Genomic DNA, 25,053 nt, shown 5'->3' with positions numbered 1-25,053 from the left:
CAAACAAACGGAAATATTGCGATTGCAGGAAATAAAATGAAATTACCGAAACTTGGCTTTGTTCGTTTTGCAAAATCAAGAGAAGTAGAAGGGCGTATTTTAAACGCTACCGTTAGACGTAATCCAAGCGGGAAATACTTTGTTTCAATTCTTGTTGAAACAGAAGTGCAACTATTAGAAAAAACAGGTTCGTCTGTTGGTGTTGATGTTGGATTAAAAGACTTTGCTATCCTTTCGACTGGTGAAGTATTTGGAAATCCTAAGTGGTTTCGTACATTGGAAAAGAAGTTGGCTGATACACAGCGGATTCTTTCCCAACGTGTAAAAGGCTCTTCAAATTGGAATAAACAGCGTGTCAAAGTCGCTCGCATTCACGAACGAATCACCAACGCAAGAACAGACTACTTGCAAAAAATCTCTACCGAAATTGTCAAAAACCACGACATCATTGGTATTGAAGATTTGCAAGTGGCAAGTATGCTAAAAAATCATAAATTAGCGAAAGCAATAAGTGAAGTATCTTGGTCACAATTTAGAACCATGCTCGAATACAAAGCCAAATGGTATGGCAAACAAGTCATTGCTGTGTCAAAAACATTCGCTTCCAGTCAGCTTTGTTCTTGTTGTGGTTACCAAAACAAAGACGTTAAGAATCTAAATCTTCGTGAATGGGATTGCCCTTCTTGTGGCACGCATCATGACAGAGATATTAACGCAGGACAAAACCTTAAAAACGAAGCCGTAAGACTTCTAACCGTAGGAACTACGGGGTTAGCCTACTAAGATAATCAAAGGATACTTTGATGTTCGTAGGAATCCCCCACTTCACACAGTCCGCAAGGACGTTAAGTGGCGGGTAGTTCAACACATATAATGTGGGATACTTTTTCGTTTTGGGGAACAATGAATTTCTTAGGTTGATGGCGATGGGGTTACGTCACAAAACAGAAAGAAATGAAAAAACCGGATTCCATTTCACAAGGAATTCCGGTTCTTTCTATGTCAGCGTCTTATCGCCCTAAATTCTTTCATTAACAATCCACTATATTCCATAAAAAAATACCTTAAGAAATCTTTTTCTCTATCTTTTCCACAATAGAACGTGAAGATATTCTACCATGCAATAAATAGTAAACTCCAATTCCGATTAATATAAGGAATGAACAATAAAAATATATTGAGCCATGATCCATTTTAGATGCTGCAATACCAAAGATAGATGATCCAATGCCGAACCCAAAATCAAATATAGAAAAGAATGTAGCCGTAGCCAAAGCCCTTTTCTTAGGCGGTGCTACTTGAATGGCGATGGTTTGAAGACTAGGAAACGTGGTTCCCCAACCCAATCCAATAAGAGCTGCTGATGAAAGAAATAACAAGGACGTATTCGATACACTCAATAAGAACGTACCGACTGCAAAGCATAAAATAGCGGGATAAATTATAATATTTGCCCCGAATGCATCAAACCATTTTCCAGTAAAAGGCCGAGAAATTAAAAGGACCACTGCGTACACAACAAAGAAATAACTAGAGGCTTCCACCAAATTATGCTCTTTAGCAAATATGGATACGAAAGAAATAATTCCCGAATAAATCAATGCAAAGAAAGCTGAAACCAGCGATACAGGAATGGCGGAATTCTCTAAATATCCTCCAGTTTTCATACCTGTTTTTCGTTCAATTGTTTGTTCTGACATAATAGTTTTCTTAGGTAATTTAACGAATAATCCTGCAACGAGTGCAAAGAGAGAACATAATGCATTTATGATAAACATTACATTTGTCCCTGCTTGATGCATAACAGTCAAACCTAAAAAGGGACCAATAGCCATGCCAAGATTTAGCGTTAGCCCATAGTACCCCATTCCTTCTCCTTTGCGAGAGTCCGGGATGAGATCGGCAACAATTGCTCCAATGGCTGTTGTTGCCATTCCAAAGCCAATTCCATGAAAAAAGCGAAGAATTAGCAAACCGACAATAGATTGTGGAATAAAATAGAAAATTGAAGCTGTGGAAAGAACAAGGAGGGAACTTATAAAAACGATATACTTTCCTGACTTTTCAATCCATTTACCTGCAAGTGGGCGCGTTAGGATGGATGCAATTAAAAAAACTGTAGTAATAAGTCCTGCTTCTGATTCGGCACCATGCAATTTTTGTAAAGCATATATCGGCAGTGTAACCAACAAATAATAAAATGTTGTAAATACAAGAAAATTAGTAATGGCAATACTGGTAAAATCCCTTGTCCATAATTTGGGTTTATCCAATATTTCTACCTCCCATATAATTAATAGTAAGTTCCTACGTTTGGTCTCTTTCATCGGATAAGCATTAAGAGCTATGCTTGAGTTATTTTCATTCTATTTTATTTGCTTACCTATATTATCATTTGTACATTTATATGAAAAATATCTATAATATTACTTATATATATCAAAATCATATATATTATGGAGGGAAACGATGGATATAAGACAATTACGCTACTTTCTTATTATTGCTGAAGAAGGGCAAATTTCTCGTGCTGCCAAAAAACTTCACATGGCACAACCCCCATTAAGCCAGCAACTTCGACTTATGGAAGAGGAGGTTGGTACCGTACTATTAGAACGAAAAAGAAATGGTAAGACTATGGAACTCACTGAGGCAGGTAAAATTCTATATAAAAAAGCCCAGAATATTTTAAATTTATTTGAGGAATCGATATTAGAAGTAAAAGAAGCGGGTGAAGGAATCAGAGGTTCTCTATCCATTGGTATAGTTGCCTCATGTGTTTCTTATCTACCTAAAAGAATTCAATATTTCCATGAAAACTATCCAATGATTTCATTTAAACTGCGGGGAGGAGATCCAGTTGAATTGAGTAAACAGTTGGAAAACCGCAATATCGAACTTGCTATTGTTCGTCTTCCTTTAGAAATAGAAGGTCTTTCTATGATCCCTTTGGAAACGGAATCATTTGTTTTTGTGGTACCAAAAGATTGGGAACATTTCCATTCAAAAGAAGCTATTCAAATGAAAGAGATTGAAGATATCCCTTTATTGCTAGTCCACAGAACGAAGGGAGAAGGGCTGTATGAAAGAATTGTAGAAGAATGTGAACGATTCGAATTCCAACCAAATATCTTGTGCGAATGCCCAGATATGAATATACTTCTTTCTTTAGTTGAAGCTGGAATTGGAGCAAGTATACTTCCTAAATCTTCAGTATCTGTATTTCGTAATATTGAAGTTAGAGTATTGGATATCTTAGATTCCTCTCTTCAATCAGAGATAGCATTAGTTTGGCTTAAACAACGATATCTTTCCAAAGCAGCACGTAAATTCATCGAATTATTTTAGCTAACCCTCATATCTCTCATCAGTAGAGAGCAACAGATTGTAAAGAAACTAGATGAAGGATTACATATAGGCTTAAAAATGGTACGTTTAGACACATTTTAACCGGCTATATCATCACATCATGTTCGTTCCAAAACGAAAAAATCTTATATGTTATAACGTGAGAATATCCCAATACTTACTAGGTAAAGGGATATTTTTTTAATTGAATTACATTCACCAAATTTAATCTTTAGTAAATTAATAATTAATATAGTAAAATAAAATCCTGAAAATAAAAAGGGGTGTTTTTCTTGCGTACAATGCAACAATTATTACAAACACGAGCAATACAATCACCAAGTATTGAAGCACTTGTTGGTGGAGGAGAAAGATATTCATTTAAAGAATATAACGAACGAGTAAATCAGCTTGCGCATTACTTGTTAAACAACGGTGTGCAAAAAGGAGATCGTATCGGTGTTTTATGTAAAAATAATCATCCGTTTCCAACGATTATGATGGCAAGCTTAAAAATCGGTGCCGTACTCATACCTTTTAATCATCAACTTACTGTTTATGAATTAGAAACGATTGTAAAAGAAGCGAAGCTAAAGGCATTATTTCATGATGCCGAATTTAACGAAGTTGTATCTGAAATTGAAGCAGTAAAAGAAATTCAACATGTATTAGAAACTGGAGAAAGAATGGAAGTATCAGATTTATTTGAATTACGATTACAAGACCAGCCGAAAACAGAACCAATGGTAGAAGTTCATGAAGATGACGATGCGATTTTCTTATTTACTTCTGGAACAACCGGAAATGCGAAAGCATGTGTCATTGGCCATAGAAATTTACATTCTTATTTTACGGAAATTGCAGGCCAAAGGAAGATTCCGGCAGGCGGACGTTTTCTTTCTGTACATCCACTTTTTCATATGAGTGGTGTTCTTTCTATATTAAATTGTATTTATCACGGTATTACGATGATTTTTTTATCTGACTCAAATCCTAGTCTCATTTGGGATACGATTGAAAAAGAGAAGATTACAACTATGCTTGCGTTTCCAGCTGTGTACAGTTATATGCTGGATGAATTCAATAAAAAAGAACGTAATATTCCTTCTTTCAAAGTAGCACAAAGTGGTGGAACAAAAGTACCTGAAAGTCTGATACAAAAGTATGCGGAGAAAGGAATATTTATGGTACAAGCATATGGAAGTACAGAAGGTTGGGTCGTAAGTTCATGGAGACCAGATATGGGGAAAGAAAAAATTTCTTCTGTAGGAAAACCGATTAAACATGTAGAGGTAAAGATTATTCATCCAGAGACAGGAGAAGAATTACCTGCGAATGAAGTTGGAGAGATTACTGTAAAAAGTCCATATATGTTTAAAGGTTATTGGAATAATGAACAGGCAACAAGAAAAGTAGTAAAGAATAATTGGTTCAACATGGGTGATGCGGGGATGCTAGATGAAGACGGATTCTTATATATAATGGGAAGATACAAAGATGTGATTGTACATGGCGGCGATAATGTATATCCAGATCAAGTTGAAGAAGTAATTCATGAAATAAGTGGTGTGTTAGAAGTTGCAGTAGTTGGAATTCCAGATGATTTTTGGGGAGAAATTCCAAGAGCTTATATCGTGAAAGACATCCACACATCATTATCAGAAGAAAATATTATGCAGCACTGTAAGCTAAAATTAGCGAGCTATAAAATACCAGAAGTAATATTCGTTGAAGAATTACCAAAAAATGCTTTAGGAAAGGTATTAAAAAGAGAGTTGAGGAGTGCTGTCCTAGTAAAAAATGATTAAAGGGGTTACCTATTTTAATTGAAAAAGTCCAGTTATATTTCATACATAACTGGACTTTTTACTTATTTCATTTATTTACTAGATTTTGTATAAGGTGATAAAGAACATTCACTTAATAATTAGAGGTGTTGAAAGTATATAGGCCCAGTGACAGAGTTCCCATCATTGCCATCAACTTAAGAATTTAGAAATACCCCAAAACAATAAAAACGAGCAAAATTTTAACTTTCTTGTACCAAAGAAGCTCTTTTATCGTTTTGGGGATCCTTCACACTCTTAGCCTGATGACGATGTGTCAGTACCCCTAATACGGTTCTTCGTGCTGTATGTAATGGCAAGTTTAAGGCCATCCCAAAAGGAATGGCCTATTTTTTATGGACGAATATTGGACTTTTTGAAGATTTCAATGAGGCTGGTGAAGCTATCGCTGGCGTGACCATTCTTCATGCCGCGCCTGAAGACTTCCAGAACAGTTGCTGGCAAGGAGATGTCGATGCCAGCTTCTTGGGTGGTATGAACAATGTGCTCGACGCTCGCCAAGCCCATGGCAAGTCGGTCCACGTCACCGGGGTGCTCACCCTCGTCGAGACGCGGAGTATAGAATTCTACGAACTTCGGCAGTGACGACATCGTCGCCGAAGCGTATGGCAGGAATTGCTTTGCCGTAATGCCGTTCGCGTTGGCGACCGCAAGAGCGTGAAGGTAACTAAGCATTGCTGTCCAGAATATATCCATCTGTATCTGGTAGTATAGCATGGCTAGCCCGGGATCCTCGCCCCGGTAATCGGTACTTGTTAACACTTCGAGGGTCTCCTTGTGAGCCTCGAAGACCACCCGTGCACCACTATAATATGTGTAAGACTCCGACTTGCCGATGCCTGAAGGCGGAACCTGCACCCCTCCGGTGATATGCTGGGCTCCACGGTCGTCCAGCCATTTAGCCGCCTCGCGGACTTTCTCCGGGGTATCCGAACTCAAGTTGACGAGCACCTTGCCGGATAAGTTCTCCGAATCCGGTTCGAGAATGGAGTACATCACATCGTAGTCTGTAAGGCTAAGGATTACCAGCGCGTTAGCGGCTAACGCCTCATTGATCGTGGACGCTCTGACGGCTCCTCTTGCTACAAGCTGGTCTGCTTTGCTTGAAGTCCGATTCCACACGGTCACCGAGTACCCGTGCTCCAGAAAAACGCCCGCCATCGCCTGACCCATTGGACCTAACCCTATGACCGTCACCGATTTCCGGTTCCCAACCTCATTTGTAGTTCCAGTACCATTTTTCTCATTTTGGCTATTACTTTTCAATGGAAAAACTCCTTTCAGATGAAATTAAGTAAATCATAAAGGATTACACTAGTGTCAATGTCAACACAAATAAAAATGGCCCCGGAGCGATTCATCATGCTCGGGGGCCGCGTCTGCGTTAGATGGTTTTCTTTTTCCTAATCGTTAAAGCGATTTGCCTCTCTAGTAATCTCTTCAATCCATGAAGTGCTTCGATTTGAGAATTCACATTGCTTAGCTTCTTTTCATACGTTTCAAGCATCTCCTCGCAATATTCATATTCGTCAGGATCTGCCGCTTCGCTCTTGAACAATGCTCCAATCTCATCTGCTGTTAATCCAAGCTTCAAGTATAACTGAATCGCTTTGACTCGTTCTATGGCCGATTCGTCGAAATCCCGGTAATCGTTCTCCAGCCTAGCGGCGTTTAGGAGTCCTTTATTTTCATAATGCCGGATGGATCGTACGCTAACATTGGTTAATCGTGATAGTTCGCTTATTTTCACTCCTAACAAGCCTCCTTAAATGTTCATGATAACTTGATTATATAACGCTGGGTTTCCATTATCATTTCACCCAAATGAACTTGAAGCAAACTGAAAAAATACGTTTTTCGCAAAAGTAGTCTATGTTGCTTTTATTCAATAAGGCATTACAACAATAAAGGGATATAAAACAACTATTAAAAACACCGTCTAGGTTAACTGAACGGTGTTTCATGTTCAATTCAAGTACTCTTTAGCTTAACAATTTTTTGAGTTTAGTCGGTTTCAGGCCAATCCCAACCAAGTTGTAGGAATAATCCTAAACGATCACTGACTGCCCGAATCTCACTAATTTTCTGATTGGTTACAGTAAATATGCAAATTGCCTCGTTCTCAAACTCACCATTTGTCGGTATTGGCATTCGAGGATGGCTCCCATTATGGACACCACTTTGAGTGATTCGTGCAACTACGCGGGAGTTTTCAGCGATAAGTTCCTCAATATGAAAATGTAAGGGATTAAAGGCTGCCAACTGCTGCCTTATACCATCAAAGGCTGCACCAGGCTTATCGTCCTCACCATAGATAATTTTATTATGATCAATTACGTCTTTAGCCATAAACTCTACTAATTTCTCAGGTTGGCGAAGATTAATAACCTTGAAGAAATTCTCTACTACCTTTTTATTGCTCACAAGCTCTGAAATATCCATCTTTTAAACCACCTTTTTAAAATTGATAAGTTAATGTCCCTTCATAGGTTTATTCAGGAATACTATCTTTTAATACAAGTAAATAATTATCCTATTATTTAGTCCGCTATACTGCCTTCGTTAGTGCAATAGGAAAAGAAAGATCCTGCATTTTCTGAATTGAATCCCGAATTATGGACATTTTGAAAAAGTTCCTGATTCGGGGTTTTTTATGTGGTTGGTATTCATTTGCTAGTGATATTGAGAACAGTTCCTCCTGAGCATCGTTTTGAAGAACGTGTTTGTCATTCGTGTGCTAGTGAGGAATTTGGTGTGCTTTATTAATGTTTTGGCGGAATTGAGATAAAATGAGGGTAGATACATTCCCTTATTTGTTAACAATACATACTGGTGGTGCCAAACATGGACTATAATTTTGAAGTTTTATCACTTTTAGATCATTCATTTGAATTTGAGAAGCTGCATAGTAAGTTGAATCGTTTTAATCCTTTTAAAATATTAAGAGTAGATAAATTTGAAATTCGTCACTCGAATATAATTTCTTGGCTGCTTGATCCAAATGGCAATCATAATTTGGGGGCTTTTTTTATAAGTAAGCTACTCTCTAAAGTATTTGTAAAAGCAGAGAATGAAAGTTTAATTGGTAAATATGATTTTATTAAGTTACATAAACGGGCTCTACATGATTTGGAAGTTCTTCGTGAAGTGCAAACAACGGATAATAAACGCATTGATATTTTAGCTGTATCAGAGTCTCAGAAGATTGTAATCTTGATTGAAAATAAATATAAGTCGTCAGAAACAGATGGACAATTACAGAACTATTTAACATTTGTTCATGATACATACGAAGGCTATACGATTGTTCCAATATTTTTAAGTCTGGATGGGATTGCTCCAAGTCATTCAGATTATTTTATTTTAGATTATGGAGATATATTAAACATATTAAAAGCATATTTGGAAATTAGCAGTACCTACATTTCTAATTCGATTCAAGACTTTCTTTATTACTACTTGGATGTATTAGAAGGTGAACTTGTTCGAGATGAAGAAGATGTTGAACTGGCAATGAATGTGTACAAAAAGCATAAAGATGCAGTGGATTTTCTATTTGTGGGTAATGCAGGAAAGACATTAGGAAAATCTGCGCATAGTGCAACATTAAATATCATTGATCAGTTGAATCCAGAGGAGCGTGAGTCTTTCCGGAAAATATACGCGGCTCATGCAGAAACAATTAATTTTGTATATGAAATAGGAAATAGTGTAATGAGAGAAGCATTCTTGCAATTTGTTCATCAAAATAAGATTCCAGACACTTGTTATCGTGAACATATTCGTGTCCCTTCTTTTATTTTCCTTGAATGGAGACAGCTTGATGATGTTCTAGGAACACCAAAAGGAGACTGGTGGTTAAATAATGCTCTTATTATATGGTTTGAGAGAAAAGCAGAAGACCGAATGAAATTAATTATTGAAGTAGGTCCATTAGAATATGAAAAAAGATTACACCTATTGAACCAATTAGAAGAGAATGGAATATCTATAAAAGGAAGATCGAAAGAACCTGGATCTATGTATACTAAAATTTATACTGCAAATGAAGAGATTCACAATTGGACAGATAAAGATGAAATTCTTCGTAAAATGAACAAAATGTATAATAGCAATGGTTTTAATGAAGTCATTTCATCAATAGCTGAGGCAATAACAAGTATCGTATATGAGGAAGATACTGAGGAAAACGAAACTTTTCATTCTGATCACATACAAAGTAATCAAGTCGATAAGGGTACTTTAGCTACTGCATTTCAAATGTTTATTACACAACATAATCTGCAAGAAGAATGCTACAACATACATCACAGACTGCCATCATTTATTATGCCAGAGTTCCGATTACTTGAAGAAAAATTCGGAGTACCACAATGGAATTGGTGGTTAAATAATTGCCTAATTATGTGGTTTGAACGCTTAAAAGACGGTAGATTGAAATTTATCATAGAAGTAGGTCCACTGGAATCTTATAAAAGAATCGCGTTACTCACAAAACTTGAAAACAAAGGAATGAAAATCAGTGCGCGAGCTAAAAATCCAGATGCTGCTTATACAAAAATTTATACGAGTACAAGTAACATTAGCGATTGGTCGGATACGAAGGAAGTATTAGATAGTATGAATGCGTTATTTGATGAAGAAGCATGCCAAGGTGTTATAAGCTTGTTGATAAATATAGCAGACGAGTAAGGTATTTAGGGTATAGTGAGGATTAAAGTATATAACAAACAGAATAATGGATATGTTTATAGGCGCTATATTTTTAAAATATAGTGCTTTCTTTGTTTAATAGTTACATTTGGAGTTATATACTTGTATATAAATAGGATGATATAAAGAGGCTTAAGTCTACGCTATTAACGAAAAAGGAATGTTTGAAGTACTTGCAATTAATTACCGTTACGGAGGAAGCACATGTTAGAGAAACTACCCATTGAATTTCCTAGAAAAATAACACAAGTTAACGAGATAACTACCAATAAACCAAATTGGATCACAAAGATAGACGATAAAGGATTATATGTTGAAACAGAATCCTCACGTGAAAAGTACGAAAGCGGAGAAGAATCACAGCCGTATTTTCTCATAACTTTTGAATTTCTTCAGCAAACTTGGCAAGAGTTTATAAATGTTCGCACAGCAACTGCTGACAACTTTACACAAACAAGTGAGCAGGGTGCTTTTTTGCTTTCTTTCTTTTCACAACTTCCTTTTGTGAAAGTAACAACGCTTAATAACTCAACAGCTATTACTTTCAAGGAATTTCAAACGGATGATTTACCGTGTGAGCAATATGATAAAGTGCTGACGTTTTTAGAAGAAATAATGAATGGTACATATGATCCACAAAATTTGAGTCAACAAATAGATGGGGATTTATATAGAGTTAAATCTAGAGGGCGCCAAGATTTAAGATTACTAGGGTTTCTAAATGAAGCTCATGAGATTAATACAACTCTTTTAAATGAATATATCCAATCAAATGCTAAAGATTCTTTCATTCGAAGCTTGATTTTGAAACATGAATATTTTCAAACTGCCTTATTTATACTCGATCTTTTAAGGGGGTATTCGAAACCTCAGAAAAAGGAAGCGCTAGTGGATTTAGGAATGACAATTGTCCGAAACTCACGCGGGGATAACTTAATGGTTGAATCAGTTGCAAAGGAACGAACGCATAACTTGCTAATGTGGTTTGAAAAAGTAGGATTAATTAATGATGAGTGGATTCCTGTTGAACAATATGTAAAAGAGAATCGCGAAAAGGAAGATAATATGAATAGTAGTTTACGTAAAAAATTTTTAACTGTTATGAATGAGTACTTAGAGGCAAAAAGAGAAGGTTTTGCAGGTCATAAATTAGGTTCTTTGGTTAGAAATGAAATGACAACGGAGATTACTCGCTTACCTTTTATAGATTATAGCCAATACATTGTCACAGGTTCAGTTGGACAAGGAAATTGGGCAGCCGTTCCATGGCTCGCTATTATGAATAAGGATATTACGACATCGACCCAGAGAGGGTATTATATCGTTTATTTATTTAGTGAAGATATGAAGCGACTATATTTAACGATGGCGCAAGGAGTAACTGAAACTTCTAAAGAGGAAATGGAAAAGATTAAGTCTGAGATCCGTCAACACATACATATGTCTAAAAAAATAAAAAAAGATGATGATATTTTCCTTGGTACAAGTCCAAAAGCGAAAGGCTATGCAAACTCAACGGCGGCGTATATTGGATATGATGTTGACCAAATGCCAAGTGAAGCAGAATTAGTACAAGATTTAAACGAAATGATTCGTTATTATGAGGAATACATTGCTTTTAGGGAGAAGGGGACTGAACCTGCAATGGTTTATGAGAAAAAAGAAATGGATTTGAATGAGAAGGAAATTGTTGATCATGTGTCTTCTTATATGAAAAGCAAAGGTTTCTATTACGATAAACAAGATATTATTAACTTTGTGTTTTCTTTAAAAACGAAGCCTTTTGTTATTTTGTCTGGTATTTCAGGTACAGGGAAAACAAAAATTGTTCAGTGGTTTGCGGAAAGCTTAGGGGCAACTGAGGAAAATGGACAGTTCACACTTATTCCTGTGCGCCCTGATTGGAGCGATAGTTCTGATTTACTTGGTTATGTGAATATTCAAGGTGAATTTCAGGAAAGACCGCTAATTCAAGTGCTTGAAAAAGCAACAGAGAATCCGGACAAGCCTTATTTTGTCGTGCTTGATGAGATGAATCTAGCACGTGTAGAGTACTATTTCAGTGATTTTCTAAGTGTGATTGAAAGTCGAAAATGGGAAGAAGGAGAGATTGTTACATCGGCTGTTCTTCCAGAATCAATTGTTGGGAAACGAATTACCATTCCAGCAAACGTGTATGTCATTGGAACTGTCAATATGGACGAAACAACACATCTGTTAAGTAAAAAGGTACTGGATCGTGCAAATACGATTGAATTTAATCAAGTGAAATTAGATTCCTTTGAGTTTTTAATGGATGCAGAAGAAGTGCAGGAAAAGTATGTTTCCAACAGTTCGTTAACAGCAAAGTTTCTTCATTTAAAAGAATGCTTTCAGCTCAATAAAGATCTCGTGAAGAAAGTATCTCATATTTTAATTGAAATCAATGAAATTCTTGAACCAATTGGAGCGCAAGTTGGGTACCGGATACGTGACGAGATTTGTTTTTACATGTCCTACAATGAGAAAAGTGAATTACTATCGTTTGATGAGGCGTTAGACTATCAAATGTATCAAAAGATCTTACCACGTATTACAGGGAGTGATGGACGGACAGAAGAGGCATTAAAGAAATTATATGAACTATGTTCGAACCGAGAATATGACGGTGAAGATGTTTCAAATGCCAAGTATGTGCGTTCTGCGAAAAAGCTGTCTCATATGTTAAGGAGGTTAGAATACGATGGTTTCACCTCTTTCTGGATCTAATGATGACATAGAGCTCATTAAGATTGAGACGACAGATTTATCACTAACCATCAAAGGAAATCCGTATCATGAAAAATATGAGAGTTTAAAAGAATATCAAGGGATTGCTTCTAATGAAATGATGCATTTTCATGTATCTGGAGAGGCTGATTCTATTTTTGTGTACGATGTTCGAGCAAAAGAGCTAGTAGATTGGACAGAGCATCCTCCTATATTCTTTGAGAATAGAAGTTATCAGTTAGTTGTTATTCCGAAACATAATAAAGAGCTATCCTTTTATCATGAGCATCCATCACTTCGGAAGGCAATTAGCTCTACTAAAATGGGCCCATTGAAGATATTAATGGGGAACCTCCCATTTCCAAACGAAGTAGGATATACAACCTTTGAAATTCGAGATGACAAAGAATCTTTATTAACAGTTACATTAGAAGTTTTTCCATCTAAGCTGGATTACAAAGAAGATTACCGAGCGCTTTTAGAAGAAGTGAATGATGAAATTTATAACTTGGCGTTTCATTTACTGAAAAGAACATATTTAGGAGCATCAACAATTCAAGCTTCTAATCCTTCTAAGAGTGAGTTTTATCGCATTTTAAATGACTCTTTTAGTAGATTTATGAAGGCCATTTCTCATATTAAAAGGCAGCCGCATCATGCGCTTGTCACTCAGCATCAGCTCGTGCAAGGAGAAAAAATTCGTCGCCTTGATTCTGTCGGAATGATTTACTTACGAAAACGACCTTATTTGTTTCAAGGAACAAATATGATTCCATCTAAAGGAATTACAGCTCGTAAAGAAGTGTCATACGATACGCTAGAAAATCGTTTTGTCAAGTGGATGATGCAGAGAGTGTTACATAAAGTGGATGATTTATATAAAACCTTGGAATCAGGTTCTACATTCAAGCGGTTGTTAGTTGATGAAGATCTCCTTCAAAACGTAAGAAAGATGAAATCCCGATTGAAAAATGAATTGAATGATCCGTTTTGGAGTGAGATCGGGAAAATGGATCGTTCCGTCTTTTCTCTTGTCATTCAAATGGCACCTGGTTACCGGGATGCATATCAAATTTTTTTAATGCTATCGAGGGGACTGACGTTAAGAGGACAGATTTTCAAAATGTCTGTAAAAGATGTTGCAAGGCTATATGAATATTGGACATATTTAAAGCTTAGTCAAATTTTATCTAAAAAATATGCAACGGTGCAGCAAGATATTATTAAAGTACGGCAGGATGGACTATATGTAACGCTTGACGAAAGCGCTACTGCAAAACGAACGTTTATTCATCCTGAGACAGATGAAAAAATTGAGCTTTATTTTCAAAAAAGAAGTAAAGCATTACCAACAGTTACCCAAAAACCGGATACAATGCTTGCGATTGAAAAGAAGGGAAAAAACTATCAATATCAATACATTTTTGACGCGAAATATCGAATCGATTTTGCAAAGGATGGTTCGCATTATAAAAGACAGTACGAAACTCCTGGTCCGATGGAAGAAGATATTAATACGATGCACCGCTACCGAGATGCATTAGTCGTAGACCAAGGAGGCCCATTTGAGCGAACAGCTTACGGTGCTTACGTATTATTTCCATGGAATCAAGAGGAAGAATATGAACACCATCCTTTTTACAAAAGCATTGAAAAAGTAAATATTGGTGGATTTCCATTCTTGCCGAATGCAACAAGATTAGTAGAGCAATTTCTTGATCATTTGATTGAAAAAAGCCCTGAAGAGATTATAAGAGAAGGAATTCTCCCAAGAGGAACAAGGGAAGAATGGAAATCTTCTTTAGATGAAAAGGTCCTCGTCGGCGTTGTGAAAAGCAAAGAATATTATGAGGCACATATGAAAAAAGGCTTCTATCATATTCCTGTTTCACAATTAAAACAAGGCTGGCAAGAAGCAAAATATGTAGCGTTATATGCACCGAAAAAGTGGCACGGAGAAAACGGTGGCATTCAGTATGTTGCAAAAATTAAAAATATCCAAATAAAAAAGCGAAACCAAATTCATGAACTACCTAGCAACAAAACAAATGATTATGTTTATTTCGAACTATCACCATGGAAAAAACTGAATCATCTCATTCGTCCAGTAGGATATGGAATACAGGTATACATACTAACAAACATTTCAGTATTAAAAGAAGTGCAAGAACTTCCAGAGTTGTTTATGAAGTCAAACGAAGAACGTCTTCTTTGGCGCACGCTTCGAAGGTTTACGAAGAAAGTTAGAATTGAACTGGATCATTCATATTTGGATCAGGCATCTGCCATCAAGAGTTATCATATTCAAGATGTTCACATCAAGGTTGATTATGAACTGGGGAATGTGATGATTGGAAAAGAAGGGGCATTTAGAGAAGTGCCTTTGGATTTGGTTGTGAGGAATTCTTCGGAGTTGTTTAAGGTGGTTTTGGAGGAGTTAGGGAGAGTGGAAGATTTTAAAAGTTTTTTACATTTATAGTAGTAGATGTATAGAATTTTTGTCTTGATGTTCTCTCTAAGAAAATTACGTAGTTCTCTATCATTATGCAGTATAGTATATCATTAACAAACAGGTATTTTAATATGTTCAAAGGGTATCAACGACACTAGGAGAAGGGTTGTTTAAATTGGTAAATAATCCCTAAAGGGTATTTACTTAATTAAGTTGAAGCATAATATAAGTAAATGAGACCTATAAAAAATATATTTTGTTTTTATAGGTCTCATTATTTTAAAGAAGCCTTCGACATTTATATATATAGTAGTAGAACTAATTCTAGATAATACCTCAAACGATACGTATATACACCTAAGCTAGCCGTTAATAGATCCTAATCAACACCGACAATATCATCAAACCTCAACCGCAATGTAAACCCAAACAAATCTTGAAAAAATACCATTCTTGTTTGGCGTGCAATCACTTTTGTAAAGACTGTCTCATGTAGAATCTGTCCGTTTTGGTAATAAGAAATCAGAATTGTTTTTTGTAATTTCATTGATTCAAGTAGTACTCTTTCGATTTCTTCTTTCGCATCTTGTGTAATAATAGGGCGTGGTATTTTCGTTTGTTCTTCAACGATTTGTTTTATACCTGCGAATTGCTCCGGCATTGACGCAAACGGCTGCCATTTTACCATCCCGCGACCTTTCATTTTCGGTACTCCTGTATTGTTCATGCTTTATGTCCTCCAATAAGCGTATTTCTGTATCTTCCTGTTGCTGCAGAAGTATAAGATACGCCTCGTAAAATGCTATTCTTACCGAACCGTGTTCGTATTTCATCCATCGTTCTGGCTAGTATAATTTCTCTTTCTCTCATTCGTATGTCATCAAAAAGGCTAATTTGTTCTTCACCCTCGTTCACTAAATTAGTAAGTGCAATGCTTATTGTACGAATCGGTTCCCCTGTATGGAGTTGTTTTAAAACATGAAACAAACACGGTGTATATCTAAAGTTAAATTTGTAGGTCGTTCTAATGTACAAGATTTTTTGAATCCGCCTGGATAGTCTTTGCTATAGCTAATAGAAAATTGTATAGTCCTTGCTAATTTTCTTTTTTGCCTCAATCTATAACAAACTTCTTCGGTATGTTCTAAGAGAACTGGCTGAATTTTATCTATTTTATAATCTCGCATGAGTATTTGACTTTTACCGATTGAAGTCTCATTCGGGATATACTTTTCAGAAATGAGACTAAAATCAATACCATTACTATGTAAATGAAGTTCTTCTCCAATGATACCGAATGATTCCTTTAGGTACTTGATAGGATAATGAGCCAGATCACCGATTGTATGGATACCTTTTCGATTTAACTTTGCTTCTGTTTTACTCGATATTCCCCAAAATTTGCTGAGTGGATGGATTGGCCATAGTTTTTCCGGCACATCTTCATAACTCCAATATGCGATTCCGTCAGCGTTCTTTTTCGCCTCCACATCAAGAGCAACTTTACTCATTAGTAGATTAGGACCAATTCCAATTGTGCTATCAATACGTGTCTTATGATATACCTCTCTTTTGAACTTCAAAGCAAATTCGTATGGATTTCGTGCGAACAGATGTAAACTTGCTGTTACGTCCATAAAGAATTCGTCAATGCTATATTGATGAAAATCCTCAAAAGCGACGTATTGTAGCGCTAACTTTGTGATGTAATTTGAACATCTAATATATATTTCCATAGCAGGATTTACTATGAGTATGTCGTGATGCTTTGGAATTTCATATAATCGGCTCATCTTTTTAACCCCTAATGCTTTTAAAGGAGGAGTGGCAGCTAACACAATCGACCCTTGCCTATTCACATCGCCAACAACAGCTAGTTTTGTACGCAATGGATCGAGCCCCATTTTGATGCAGGAAACGCTAGCGTAAAAACTTCGTAAATCTACACATAAGATGTTCCGTTTTGGTAAAAGAGAATAGTCATACAAAGCAATCACTCCTAATAAGAACGTTCGTTCTTATTGTATACGAACTTGCGTTCTTTTAGAAGGGGTATTTCATTAATGTTCCACATGGAAATATGCAAAAGGTAAATTTAACCATCATTAATAGGAAATTTATACTCTATTTACATTTCGTTAACTTTAAAGTGCTAAAATTTTACATGTAATAGAGGGACGAATTACAGTAAAGGAGAGAAGAAAATGAAGCAGTTGGCGAAGTGCAAAGTATCCGTATCAGAAGGACAGGAGTTAATATTGCATATTGCAGAAGTGAAGCGTGGTCATAATACATATTATTTCGAAATTAATAAAGCGATTGATTACATTTCGGTATATTTTATCGATGGGGTAAAGCGTAGATTCTTAATCGTTAGTGTCGAGAAAATGCTCACTTCTTATAAATTGTGTTGTGCCAGAGTCCCAGATTCATAGTTATTAAGCTCCTCTTGACAAATTTTATATTATTATGTATACATTATAATATAGTTTAATAATCGGTAGATGTTGTTTTTAACTTTTTTATTAATATGCACTTTAGCATATGGTTAATATGTTTTGTATTGACTAATATGAAAAAGCGTCATGTGAAAATAAGAAAGAGGGAAGAACATAAATCGGTATATTTCTCAACTAAGGAATTAGTATGGGGAATATACCGATTTTTATTAGGAGGTAATCATGAATAAGTCACAGGGATATATCGAAGCAGAAATAAGTAAATCAATAACTCAATGGGAAAAAGACTTCCTTGGACGTGGTCCAATATCCGTTAAAACAGATATTTTACGTGATATGATTGTTGTTGTCTTACAAGGGATTTTAACACCAGCCGAATATTCTGTTTGTGAAACAAAGGAAGGACAGTTATCTGTAAAGAGGCTTCGATCTAATCTGGTTGAGTCAGGTATAGATAGTCTAAAAGAAATGATTCTAAATATAACTGGGGAAGAAGTAAAAAGCTTTTATACGGATATAAGTACTCGTACAGGAGAACGGGTCATGATATTTAAACTATTTAATGATTTAGAGAAAAAATTATAAAACTAAACATAAAGGGAGATCTTCAAAAAACTTTAAGTTAGTTGAAGATAAACCGACAAATTTCAGAATTACGGTTCGGTCCGTTGTATTCTGACGTTTGTCGGTTTTTTTATTGTGTGGATATAAAGTACGAAAGGGAGAAGAAAAAATGAAGGACATCTTATTACAAAACTTATTCTCTTCTATTGTTTTTATGATTACTTTAGGATCTGTAGCTGATGCGTTCAAATTGTTTCAATGGGGCGATTTGGGATGTTAATTTTACCGGATTTTTTGTCATGGACCACAATGTTTTTTCTGTCGCTTGCTGTTGCTGCGTTGAGCGCATTGTTACTATTACATCCAAGAGTTCCATTGAATATAGTTCGTATTCATATGGGTATCATTGCGGTTCCTCCATTAATCGCCTTGGCAGCTCTTCTCACCGACAATACGAATAGAATTTTAGGTCCTTTGCGCCTCGATCCTCTGGCTTGGTTGATGGCACTGTTTGTTCTTACGATAGGTTTGATTGTACAGCGTTACTCCGTTCGCTACTTACTTGGTGACCAAGCTTATCGTAAATATTTTGCACTTTTAACGCTTACTACAAGTGCTGCATCAGTTACTTGGTTAAGTGATGATCTTCGTTTGTTATTAGTTTGCTGGGCGGTTACCCTGCTAGGGTTGACACGGCTAATAGGGTTAAACAGAAGGTGGCAATTGGCGAGAAACGCTGCAACATTTTCTGGTCGCCTGTTTGCGCTTAGTTGGCTAGTTTTATTATTCGCCATAATCTGGCTGGTGCAAGTCACGGGACACTGGCAGTTATCACTTGCGCTATCTGAAGATGGTTTGAAGCAATTTGCCGGGTGGGAGCGGACAGGAGTCAATCTGTTGCTGGTATTGGCAATGGTGATACCGGCTGCACAATGGCCTTTCCAACGCTGGTTGTTAGAATCTGTGGTTGCTCCTACTCCTGTTTCTGCGGTTATGCATGCGGGTTTAGTGAATGTCGGCGGAATTATGCTGACTCGTTTTGCCCCTCTTTTTCATAGTGATTTAGCTCAGATTGTTTTGCTTGTTCTGGCTAGTATCTCAGTCTTGCTGGGGACTGGAATTATTTTGGTTCAGGTTGATTATAAACGTCAGTTAGTTGCCTCTACGATTGCGCAGATGGGATTTATGCTCATTCAATGTGCGTTGGGTGCTTATGTAGCTGCTATCATTCATCTCATATTACATGGCCTATTTAAAGCAGCCCTTTTCTTACAGGCTGGCTCTGCAGTACCTCGCCATGAGATAACGTCTCAGGCGTCCCAACGATCATCATTGTTATGGAAAATCACAGGGGGTGCTTTAGGCGTTTTAGTAGGTGGAAGCTTTTGGCTGACAAGTCCTGAAGAAGGGTATCAACTCATTAGTTCCCTTATCTTAGGCTGGTCACTTTCGTTTGCTTGGACACGGCTGATTGCCTATAGTCAAGGAAGTATTGGGCGTGTTGCGGGATTTTCCCTGTTAGGAGTAGCAGTAATGGTGTTTAGCATCATTCACCACGTCTTATCGGGATTGTTGTATGCAACAGTTCATCAAAGTGCACAACCGCCTATGCCGGTAGTTGTTTTGGTTCTGTTCATTTTGTTATTGGGCAGTGCTGTAGGGGCGTGGTTAGCTCGCGATCGTTCTTCTACTTCCTTTGCTGTACTCTATCTGTGGCTTGTGCGGCTAGGTGATTCTCAACTAGGTTCGGCCGAAAGTCATCCAAAGTATCTTACGCAATACTTTCCCGAGGAGGTAATGAATGATGAATGCAATGTTAACACTACCCAAAACGTTAGAAGAAAATTTGAATTTTGATTCCAGTGAACTCGATATAAACGATGTAGTGAAGTCTGCCAGCCAAGTCATTGCACCACTTTGGCCTATTGCTACATTTGCGGCACGTAATCCTTGGATGGGACTCGAAGGGCAATCATTTGAACAGGTGGCACGATGGCTGAAAGATATTCGTGACGTGGATATATATCCTAATGCTTCCTTGATTCAAGCTGCGCAGAAGCGGGGCGAGATTGATTTGGATTTTCTTGAAACGGGACTCCAACGTTGGCTCGATTCACAATGTCTTGACTTACCGCGTGACGCAGCAGAACAATTCTGTCGGGCTGCACTTAAGCTGGATGAGCTGCCTTCCAATCTATTAGCAGAGCCCAAGTTGCAGAGATTAGCACAAAAACTAAGAGGTCTGGAGCTCCAAACTACTGAGAAGCATTTGTTAAAACCGTTAAGTATGTGTATAGAGCAGCAAGGCGGAGGGAGGTTAGCTGACACTCTCGATTATCATGTAATTAAGTGGTGTAAGTTATTTTTGAATGATTCCCAGGCAGCCTGGTCCCTGCCAAATCGTGAGAAAGGTTTCTATCGCGTGTGGCGTAAACTTGTCGAGCATGATCCGGCGCTCAAGCGTACGCAGCGTAAGGAACTTAAAAATTGGCCGCAAGAGGCAAATATCGCACTAAAAGAAGCATTATCGGCACTTGAAATCCCTCAGTCACAGATACAGAGCTATCTTGAAGCACATTTGCTGGCTTTGCCAGGGTGGGCGGGAATGATGCTTTGGCGCTCACAACAATCTGTCCAAGAAAGTTCGCTTCTCATGGAATATTTGGCTGTTCGAATTTCTATGGAATGGGTCTTACTCAAACCTTATCTGCCTATGCCTAAACAAAAACCTGAACATGCAGTTTCCTTGGTTCCCCTCATCGCAGCTTGGGTACACTGGGGCAACATGGCAATTGATAACTGGTCGCAGCTGTCTTACACGGAACAAAAAGAATATGTAACACTCACCTATCGCTTTGATGAGATAGTTCGCAGAAAGATTTGGCTGGAAGCTTGGGAACAAACATACGCCAGTCAACTAAGTGAGAAAATTTCGTTACAGAAACCAGAAACAAAAAAGGCGAAGCCAGCTTTAGCACAATTTGTATTCTGTATTGATGTACGCTCGGAGCCTTTTCGCCGCGCACTGGAAAAAGCCGGCCCATTTGAGACGTATGGAATGGCTGGTTTTTTCGGAGTTCCTATTGCAACATGTGAACTTGGCAGTGAACATACCCATCCTTCTTTGCCGGTCATACTTGAACCGCAGCATAGAATAAAAGAGTATGCATCTGAATTTGAATCCAAGCAATATCAACAACGCCAACATGCAGTGAATTCACTTCGTTATACGTTTAAAGCGATGAAGCAAAACTTGCTTACCAGTTTATTATTACCGGAAGTAAGCGGTCCTTGGTTTAGTCTTCAAATGTTGACGCGCAGTTTTGTTCCAAGCGGTACAGGCCGCATGTTGTCTCGATTCCAGGAAGCATGGTTACGGAAGCCTTCTACAAATCTATCGCTTGACCATGTGCAAATCCCAGAAGCCGAGTTATCGGTTGGTTTTTCAGAGGGAGAGAAAGTACACTATGCACGACAAGCGCTGAAAATGATGGGGCTCACAAATGATTTTGCTCCATTGGTGGTCATTTGTGGACATGGAAGCCGTAGTACTAATAATCCGTATGCTGCCGCATTAGAATGTGGTGCTTGTGGAGGAGCATCGGGTGGATTTAATGCACGGGTTCTAGCAACTTTGTGTAACCTTCCAAAGGTAAGAGAGGCACTCAAGAGTGATGGGATTTCAATTCCAGAGGAGACGGTTTTTGTGGCCGCTGAGCATATTACTACCCTTGATGAATTACATTGGTTGTATGTTCCTGAACTTTCAGAGGCGGCTCAAGAAGCATTTCAGCAAATCCAGGATGCGTTGCCACAGGTTAGATATGATGTAAATGTAGAGCGAGTATCGCAATTACCCAATTTAGGCTCGAATTTTAAAGATCCGAAGAATGAAATACAACGCTTTGCGGAGGATTGGAGTGAGATCCGTCCAGAATGGGGGCTGGCGCGTAATGCTGCGTTTATTATCGGCCGTCGTGATCTAACAAAAGAGTGCAATCTAGAGGGAAGAGCCTTTTTGCACAACTACGATTGGCAAGAGGATGAAGACGGTGACATACTTTCCAACATTATCGCAGGCCCGGGCACAGTTAGCCAATGGATTAATCTACAGTATTATGCATCTACTGTTGCACCTCATTATTACGGCAGTGGGAATAAAGCTATCCAAACAGTTACGGCAGGTCTTGGTGTCATGCAGGGGAGTGTCAGCGATTTGTTAGCCGGGCTTCCTTGGCAGTCAGTGATGAAGTCTGATCATGAGGCCTATCATGCTCCTTTGCGTTTGTTGTTGGTGATCCAAGCACCACAGAAATATGTGGAGCGATTGCTGAATCGTGATCCTGTATTCCATCAAAAAGTTAAAAACGGATGGATTCGCCTAGCGACTATAGATCCAAAAGGAGATTGGGAGAACTGGTCTTAAACAACTATGTTATGAAGATGTCTTATCGTTTTACAGTAATTTATTTTATAAATCGCTAGATTATGATTCACTTTCTAATACGCGTGATCAAAGAAACATTATTTTAAATAAATTTCAAATAGTCAATGGGGTGAATGTAATGTATTTAGATGAAAACAAAAAAGTGTTATTTGTGACCGAAATGGATCAAAAATTGGAACAATTATTACAACAGGTAACGAATATCCATCCTAAAAATATGTTAATTCTAAATAATTGTGGACCCGTGATTTCACATCCTTACAGTGATGTAATGCGAGATATCATTATTGTTGTTTATCATGAAAATATTGAGGAAATTTTTATTGTTGGTACAACAGAGAGTCAAGAGGACACAGTGGATAAACAAAATTTACTTAACAAAATATATAAGAGTGGAAGAGTAAATAAGGAAATACAAACTCTTGATTATCTTTTTCAAAATTGTATGCCAGAATTTCCAAATGTCAATGTGAGTGATTGGTTAGAGGGAAGCAAAACTGTAGCTAGGGGCATACAGAAAAGTGTCAACATCATTCGTCATCATCCATTGATTCCATCCCACGTTAAGGTTCATAGCTTAGTTATGAATAGGGAGAAAGGAAGTTTAGTAGAAGTTGATGTTTCATAAAAAACGACTACTGTAAGGACTAAAGGTTCTATTTGAAGAAGAATCACTTCAACATGTCGCGGGCTCTGCTATTTTTGAAACTACAAAAGACGCCAATCTGTTGGCGTTTTTCTCGTGAAAGCAGCCTGAACAGATTCAACAAATTTACCAGATAGAAAAACAAAACCATGAATTGCTCACGAGAACCCTTTGTTATTGCGGCTGTGGAGAAAGTGCCGGACATCAAAGTAATGTGGGATTCCCATGCTATGACATGTGCAGCTTGTGTGCAGAGATAATAAAGTTGTTTAATTTACAATAAAGTTATTTAAAAAATAATATAATTGTTTAAAAATCCTTCTTCCACTAACGGAGTAAATTAGCTCAATAAGGAATCAAAATAAGAACTTGTAACTTCTGAAGAAATGGAAAAAAGGAAAGATTTTAAATACAAAGTAGACTCTGTTATACAGAGGTAGAGAGATATTATAATTCATTTGTGATAAATTAGGAATAGTTTGATTTGTTTGAAATTGAGTAGAGGCTTATAAAGCGTGTGCGTATTTTTGCCAAGTCCTATATGTCTTATTCTATGGAGGAAATATGCTTAAAGATAATTTTAAAATTAGTAATATTCCCACGGTTTTATGGGGAGATAAGAGTGAAAAAATTTTTATTGCAGTACATGGAAATATGTCAAATAAGGAAGATGCAGTTATTCAAATATTAGCTGAAGAAGCCAATCAAAAAGGTTATCAAGTATTAAGCTTTGATTTACCTGAGCATGGAGAAAGAAAAAATGATAATACTCCTTGCAAAGTACAGTTTTGTGTTAGTGAATTATCTATAATTATGAATTACGCAAAAGAACATTGGAAAGAAGTAAGCGTGTTTGCATGTAGTATGGGAGCTTATTTTAGCCTTTTAGCCTATCAAAATGATGTGTTAGAAAAGGCATTATTTTTATCACCAGTAGTTAATATGGAACGAATTATCGAAAATATGATGAAATGGTTTAATGTAACACCAGAGCTTTTGCAAAAAGAAATGACTATAGAGACACCTATTGGTCAAAAGTTATATTGGGATTATTTATGCTATGTAAAAGAACATCCTATTAATACATGGAATACAGATACATATATTATGTATGGAGCCAAGGATGAACTGTGCGAATTTGAAACTATTAACTATTTTACAAAAAAATATCGTTGTGAATTAGAAGTTATGGAAACAGGTGAACATTACTTTCATACTGAAGAACAGTTAAAGATATTTGAACAGTGGTTACACAAACATATCGATTAACAAATTACAATTTATCTTGAACCTGTTAGAGAAGAATGGTGAATATATAAACTGATATTATATTTGAGAGACATTATAAATGTAAATGTATTCACTTAAACAAACAGGTGCTTTAGTTCAATAAGAATTAAACAACTTTATTAATAATCTTTGAGTACAAATCCCTTTAAATGTATAGAAATTAAACAACTTTAAAGATCCTTACCACACACTAGATTGTAGCAAGGCTCTTATATTTTCATAATAAAATTAAACAACTATATTATCGATTTACAGCTTGTTTGGAAATTGAACCTCAATCTGTTGTCTTGTCACGTTAGAAATTCGTCAATATTGCCTAGCGTGTCTCCATTAGGTTGAGAGCGTATAAAATTTCTAAGAGAATACAATTTTAATGTAGCATATACTTCAATTTTACGTAATTTACCTCCATTAAATAAAAAAGATCCGGTTTACTCTCAACGGGGTAAAACTCGGGTCTTTTTTTGGCGAAATTTACTTAGCGTGGTTTGTTCGATTTGCTAGCGGTCCCCCTATTAGGAAGTACTAATGTAGTAATT

18 protein-coding genes and 1 pseudogene are annotated in these 25,053 nt (G+C 37.0%); 13 read left to right on the top strand and 6 right to left on the bottom strand.

What is annotated here, in order from left to right; translation table 11 throughout:
* The coding region (gene tnpB, locus ACFQZ1_RS13500) for an IS200/IS605 family element RNA-guided endonuclease TnpB (RefSeq protein WP_377882694.1) at nt 1–783 on the top strand (783 nt) is incomplete at its 5' end.
* Between the two features lie 281 nt (nt 784–1,064).
* Here the strand turns inward: tnpB and ACFQZ1_RS13495 are convergent.
* On the bottom strand, nt 1,065–2,273 hold the full coding sequence (locus tag ACFQZ1_RS13495; RefSeq protein ID WP_377882693.1) for an MFS transporter: 1,209 nt from the start codon (nt 2,271–2,273) through the stop codon (nt 1,065–1,067).
* 196 nt (nt 2,274–2,469) lie between these two features.
* Here ACFQZ1_RS13495 and ACFQZ1_RS13490 point away from each other — a divergent pair, with 196 nt between their 5' ends.
* Both ACFQZ1_RS13490 and ACFQZ1_RS13485 read left to right on the top strand, forming a co-directional pair.
* The gene (locus ACFQZ1_RS13490; protein ID WP_377882691.1) at nt 2,470–3,348 is read left to right on the top strand and encodes a LysR family transcriptional regulator; all 879 of its coding nucleotides are present in this window, start codon (nt 2,470–2,472) and stop codon (nt 3,346–3,348) included.
* Between the two features lie 293 nt (nt 3,349–3,641).
* On the top strand, nt 3,642–5,156 hold the full coding sequence (locus ACFQZ1_RS13485; RefSeq protein ID WP_377882689.1) for a class I adenylate-forming enzyme family protein: 1,515 nt from the start codon (nt 3,642–3,644) through the stop codon (nt 5,154–5,156).
* Between the two features lie 372 nt (nt 5,157–5,528).
* On the opposite strand, the gene ACFQZ1_RS13480 is transcribed toward ACFQZ1_RS13485, so the two are convergent.
* The 3 genes from ACFQZ1_RS13480 to ACFQZ1_RS13470 form a co-directional block, all read right to left on the bottom strand.
* On the bottom strand, nt 5,529–6,461 hold the full coding sequence (locus tag ACFQZ1_RS13480) for an NAD(P)-dependent oxidoreductase (RefSeq protein ID WP_377882688.1): 933 nt from the start codon (nt 6,459–6,461) through the stop codon (nt 5,529–5,531).
* A gap of 118 nt (nt 6,462–6,579) precedes the next feature.
* On the bottom strand, nt 6,580–6,945 hold the full coding sequence (locus ACFQZ1_RS13475; RefSeq protein WP_377882687.1) for a MerR family transcriptional regulator: 366 nt from the start codon (nt 6,943–6,945) through the stop codon (nt 6,580–6,582).
* Between the two features lie 254 nt (nt 6,946–7,199).
* Nucleotides 7,200–7,637 (bottom strand): ester cyclase, encoded by a 438-nt coding sequence (locus ACFQZ1_RS13470; RefSeq protein ID WP_377882686.1) that lies wholly within the window; start codon nt 7,635–7,637, stop codon nt 7,200–7,202.
* A gap of 402 nt (nt 7,638–8,039) precedes the next feature.
* Here ACFQZ1_RS13470 and ACFQZ1_RS13465 point away from each other — a divergent pair, with 402 nt between their 5' ends.
* The 3 genes from ACFQZ1_RS13465 to ACFQZ1_RS13455 all read left to right on the top strand — a co-directional run bounded on the left by ACFQZ1_RS13465 (nt 8,040) and on the right by ACFQZ1_RS13455 (nt 15,135).
* A complete protein-coding gene (locus ACFQZ1_RS13465; RefSeq protein WP_377882684.1) occupies nt 8,040–9,887 on the top strand; it encodes a PDDEXK-like family protein in 1,848 nt (615 codons plus the stop codon).
* Between the two features lie 225 nt (nt 9,888–10,112).
* A complete protein-coding gene (locus ACFQZ1_RS13460; protein ID WP_377882683.1) occupies nt 10,113–12,656 on the top strand; it encodes an MrcB family domain-containing protein in 2,544 nt (847 codons plus the stop codon).
* Nucleotides 12,631–15,135, top strand: a complete 2,505-nt coding sequence (locus ACFQZ1_RS13455) for a DUF2357 domain-containing protein (RefSeq protein ID WP_377882682.1) — start codon at nt 12,631–12,633, stop codon at nt 15,133–15,135. Before ACFQZ1_RS13460 ends, ACFQZ1_RS13455 begins: the two co-directional genes overlap by 26 nt.
* Nucleotides 15,136–15,487: 352 nt before the next feature.
* Here the strand turns inward: ACFQZ1_RS13455 and ACFQZ1_RS13450 are convergent, their stop codons facing one another.
* A complete protein-coding gene (locus ACFQZ1_RS13450; RefSeq protein ID WP_377882681.1) occupies nt 15,488–15,835 on the bottom strand; it encodes a YolD-like family protein in 348 nt (115 codons plus the stop codon).
* A pseudogene (locus tag ACFQZ1_RS13445) lies at nt 15,832–17,096 on the bottom strand (Y-family DNA polymerase). Before ACFQZ1_RS13445 ends, ACFQZ1_RS13450 begins: the two are co-directional and overlap by 4 nt.
* 216 nt (nt 17,097–17,312) lie before the next feature.
* Here ACFQZ1_RS13445 and ACFQZ1_RS13440 point away from each other — a divergent pair.
* From ACFQZ1_RS13440 to ACFQZ1_RS13410, 7 genes are all read left to right on the top strand, one after another.
* Entirely contained in the window at nt 17,313–17,543 is a 231-nt protein-coding gene (locus ACFQZ1_RS13440; protein ID WP_377882680.1) for a hypothetical protein, read from the top strand.
* A gap of 246 nt (nt 17,544–17,789) precedes the next feature.
* On the top strand, nt 17,790–18,152 hold the full coding sequence (locus tag ACFQZ1_RS13435) for a Na-translocating system protein MpsC family protein (RefSeq protein ID WP_377882679.1): 363 nt from the start codon (nt 17,790–17,792) through the stop codon (nt 18,150–18,152).
* A gap of 252 nt (nt 18,153–18,404) precedes the next feature.
* A complete protein-coding gene (locus ACFQZ1_RS13430; RefSeq protein ID WP_377882678.1) occupies nt 18,405–19,988 on the top strand; it encodes an NADH dehydrogenase subunit 5 in 1,584 nt (527 codons plus the stop codon).
* Nucleotides 19,936–22,557, top strand: coding sequence for a DUF2309 domain-containing protein (locus tag ACFQZ1_RS13425; RefSeq protein WP_377882707.1), 2,622 nt, complete (start codon nt 19,936–19,938; stop codon nt 22,555–22,557). Before ACFQZ1_RS13430 ends, ACFQZ1_RS13425 begins: the two co-directional genes overlap by 53 nt.
* Nucleotides 22,558–22,696: 139 nt before the next feature.
* Entirely contained in the window at nt 22,697–23,206 is a 510-nt protein-coding gene (locus tag ACFQZ1_RS13420; protein ID WP_377882677.1) for a carbonic anhydrase, read from the top strand.
* A gap of 133 nt (nt 23,207–23,339) precedes the next feature.
* Complete coding sequence (locus ACFQZ1_RS13415; protein WP_377882706.1) at nt 23,340–23,507, top strand: PCYCGC motif-containing (lipo)protein; 168 nt, start codon at nt 23,340–23,342, stop codon at nt 23,505–23,507.
* A 281-nt stretch (nt 23,508–23,788) separates the two neighbouring features.
* A complete protein-coding gene (locus ACFQZ1_RS13410; protein WP_377882676.1) occupies nt 23,789–24,493 on the top strand; it encodes an alpha/beta hydrolase in 705 nt (234 codons plus the stop codon).
* Nucleotides 24,494–25,053 lie beyond the last annotated feature (560 nt).

This window comes from Bacillus sp. CGMCC 1.60114, from assembly GCF_042676365.1.
Taxonomy (GTDB): Bacteria; Bacillota; Bacilli; order Bacillales; family Bacillaceae_G; genus Bacillus_A; species Bacillus_A rhizoplanae_A.
This window is presented reverse-complemented; position numbering and strand designations above follow the sequence as displayed.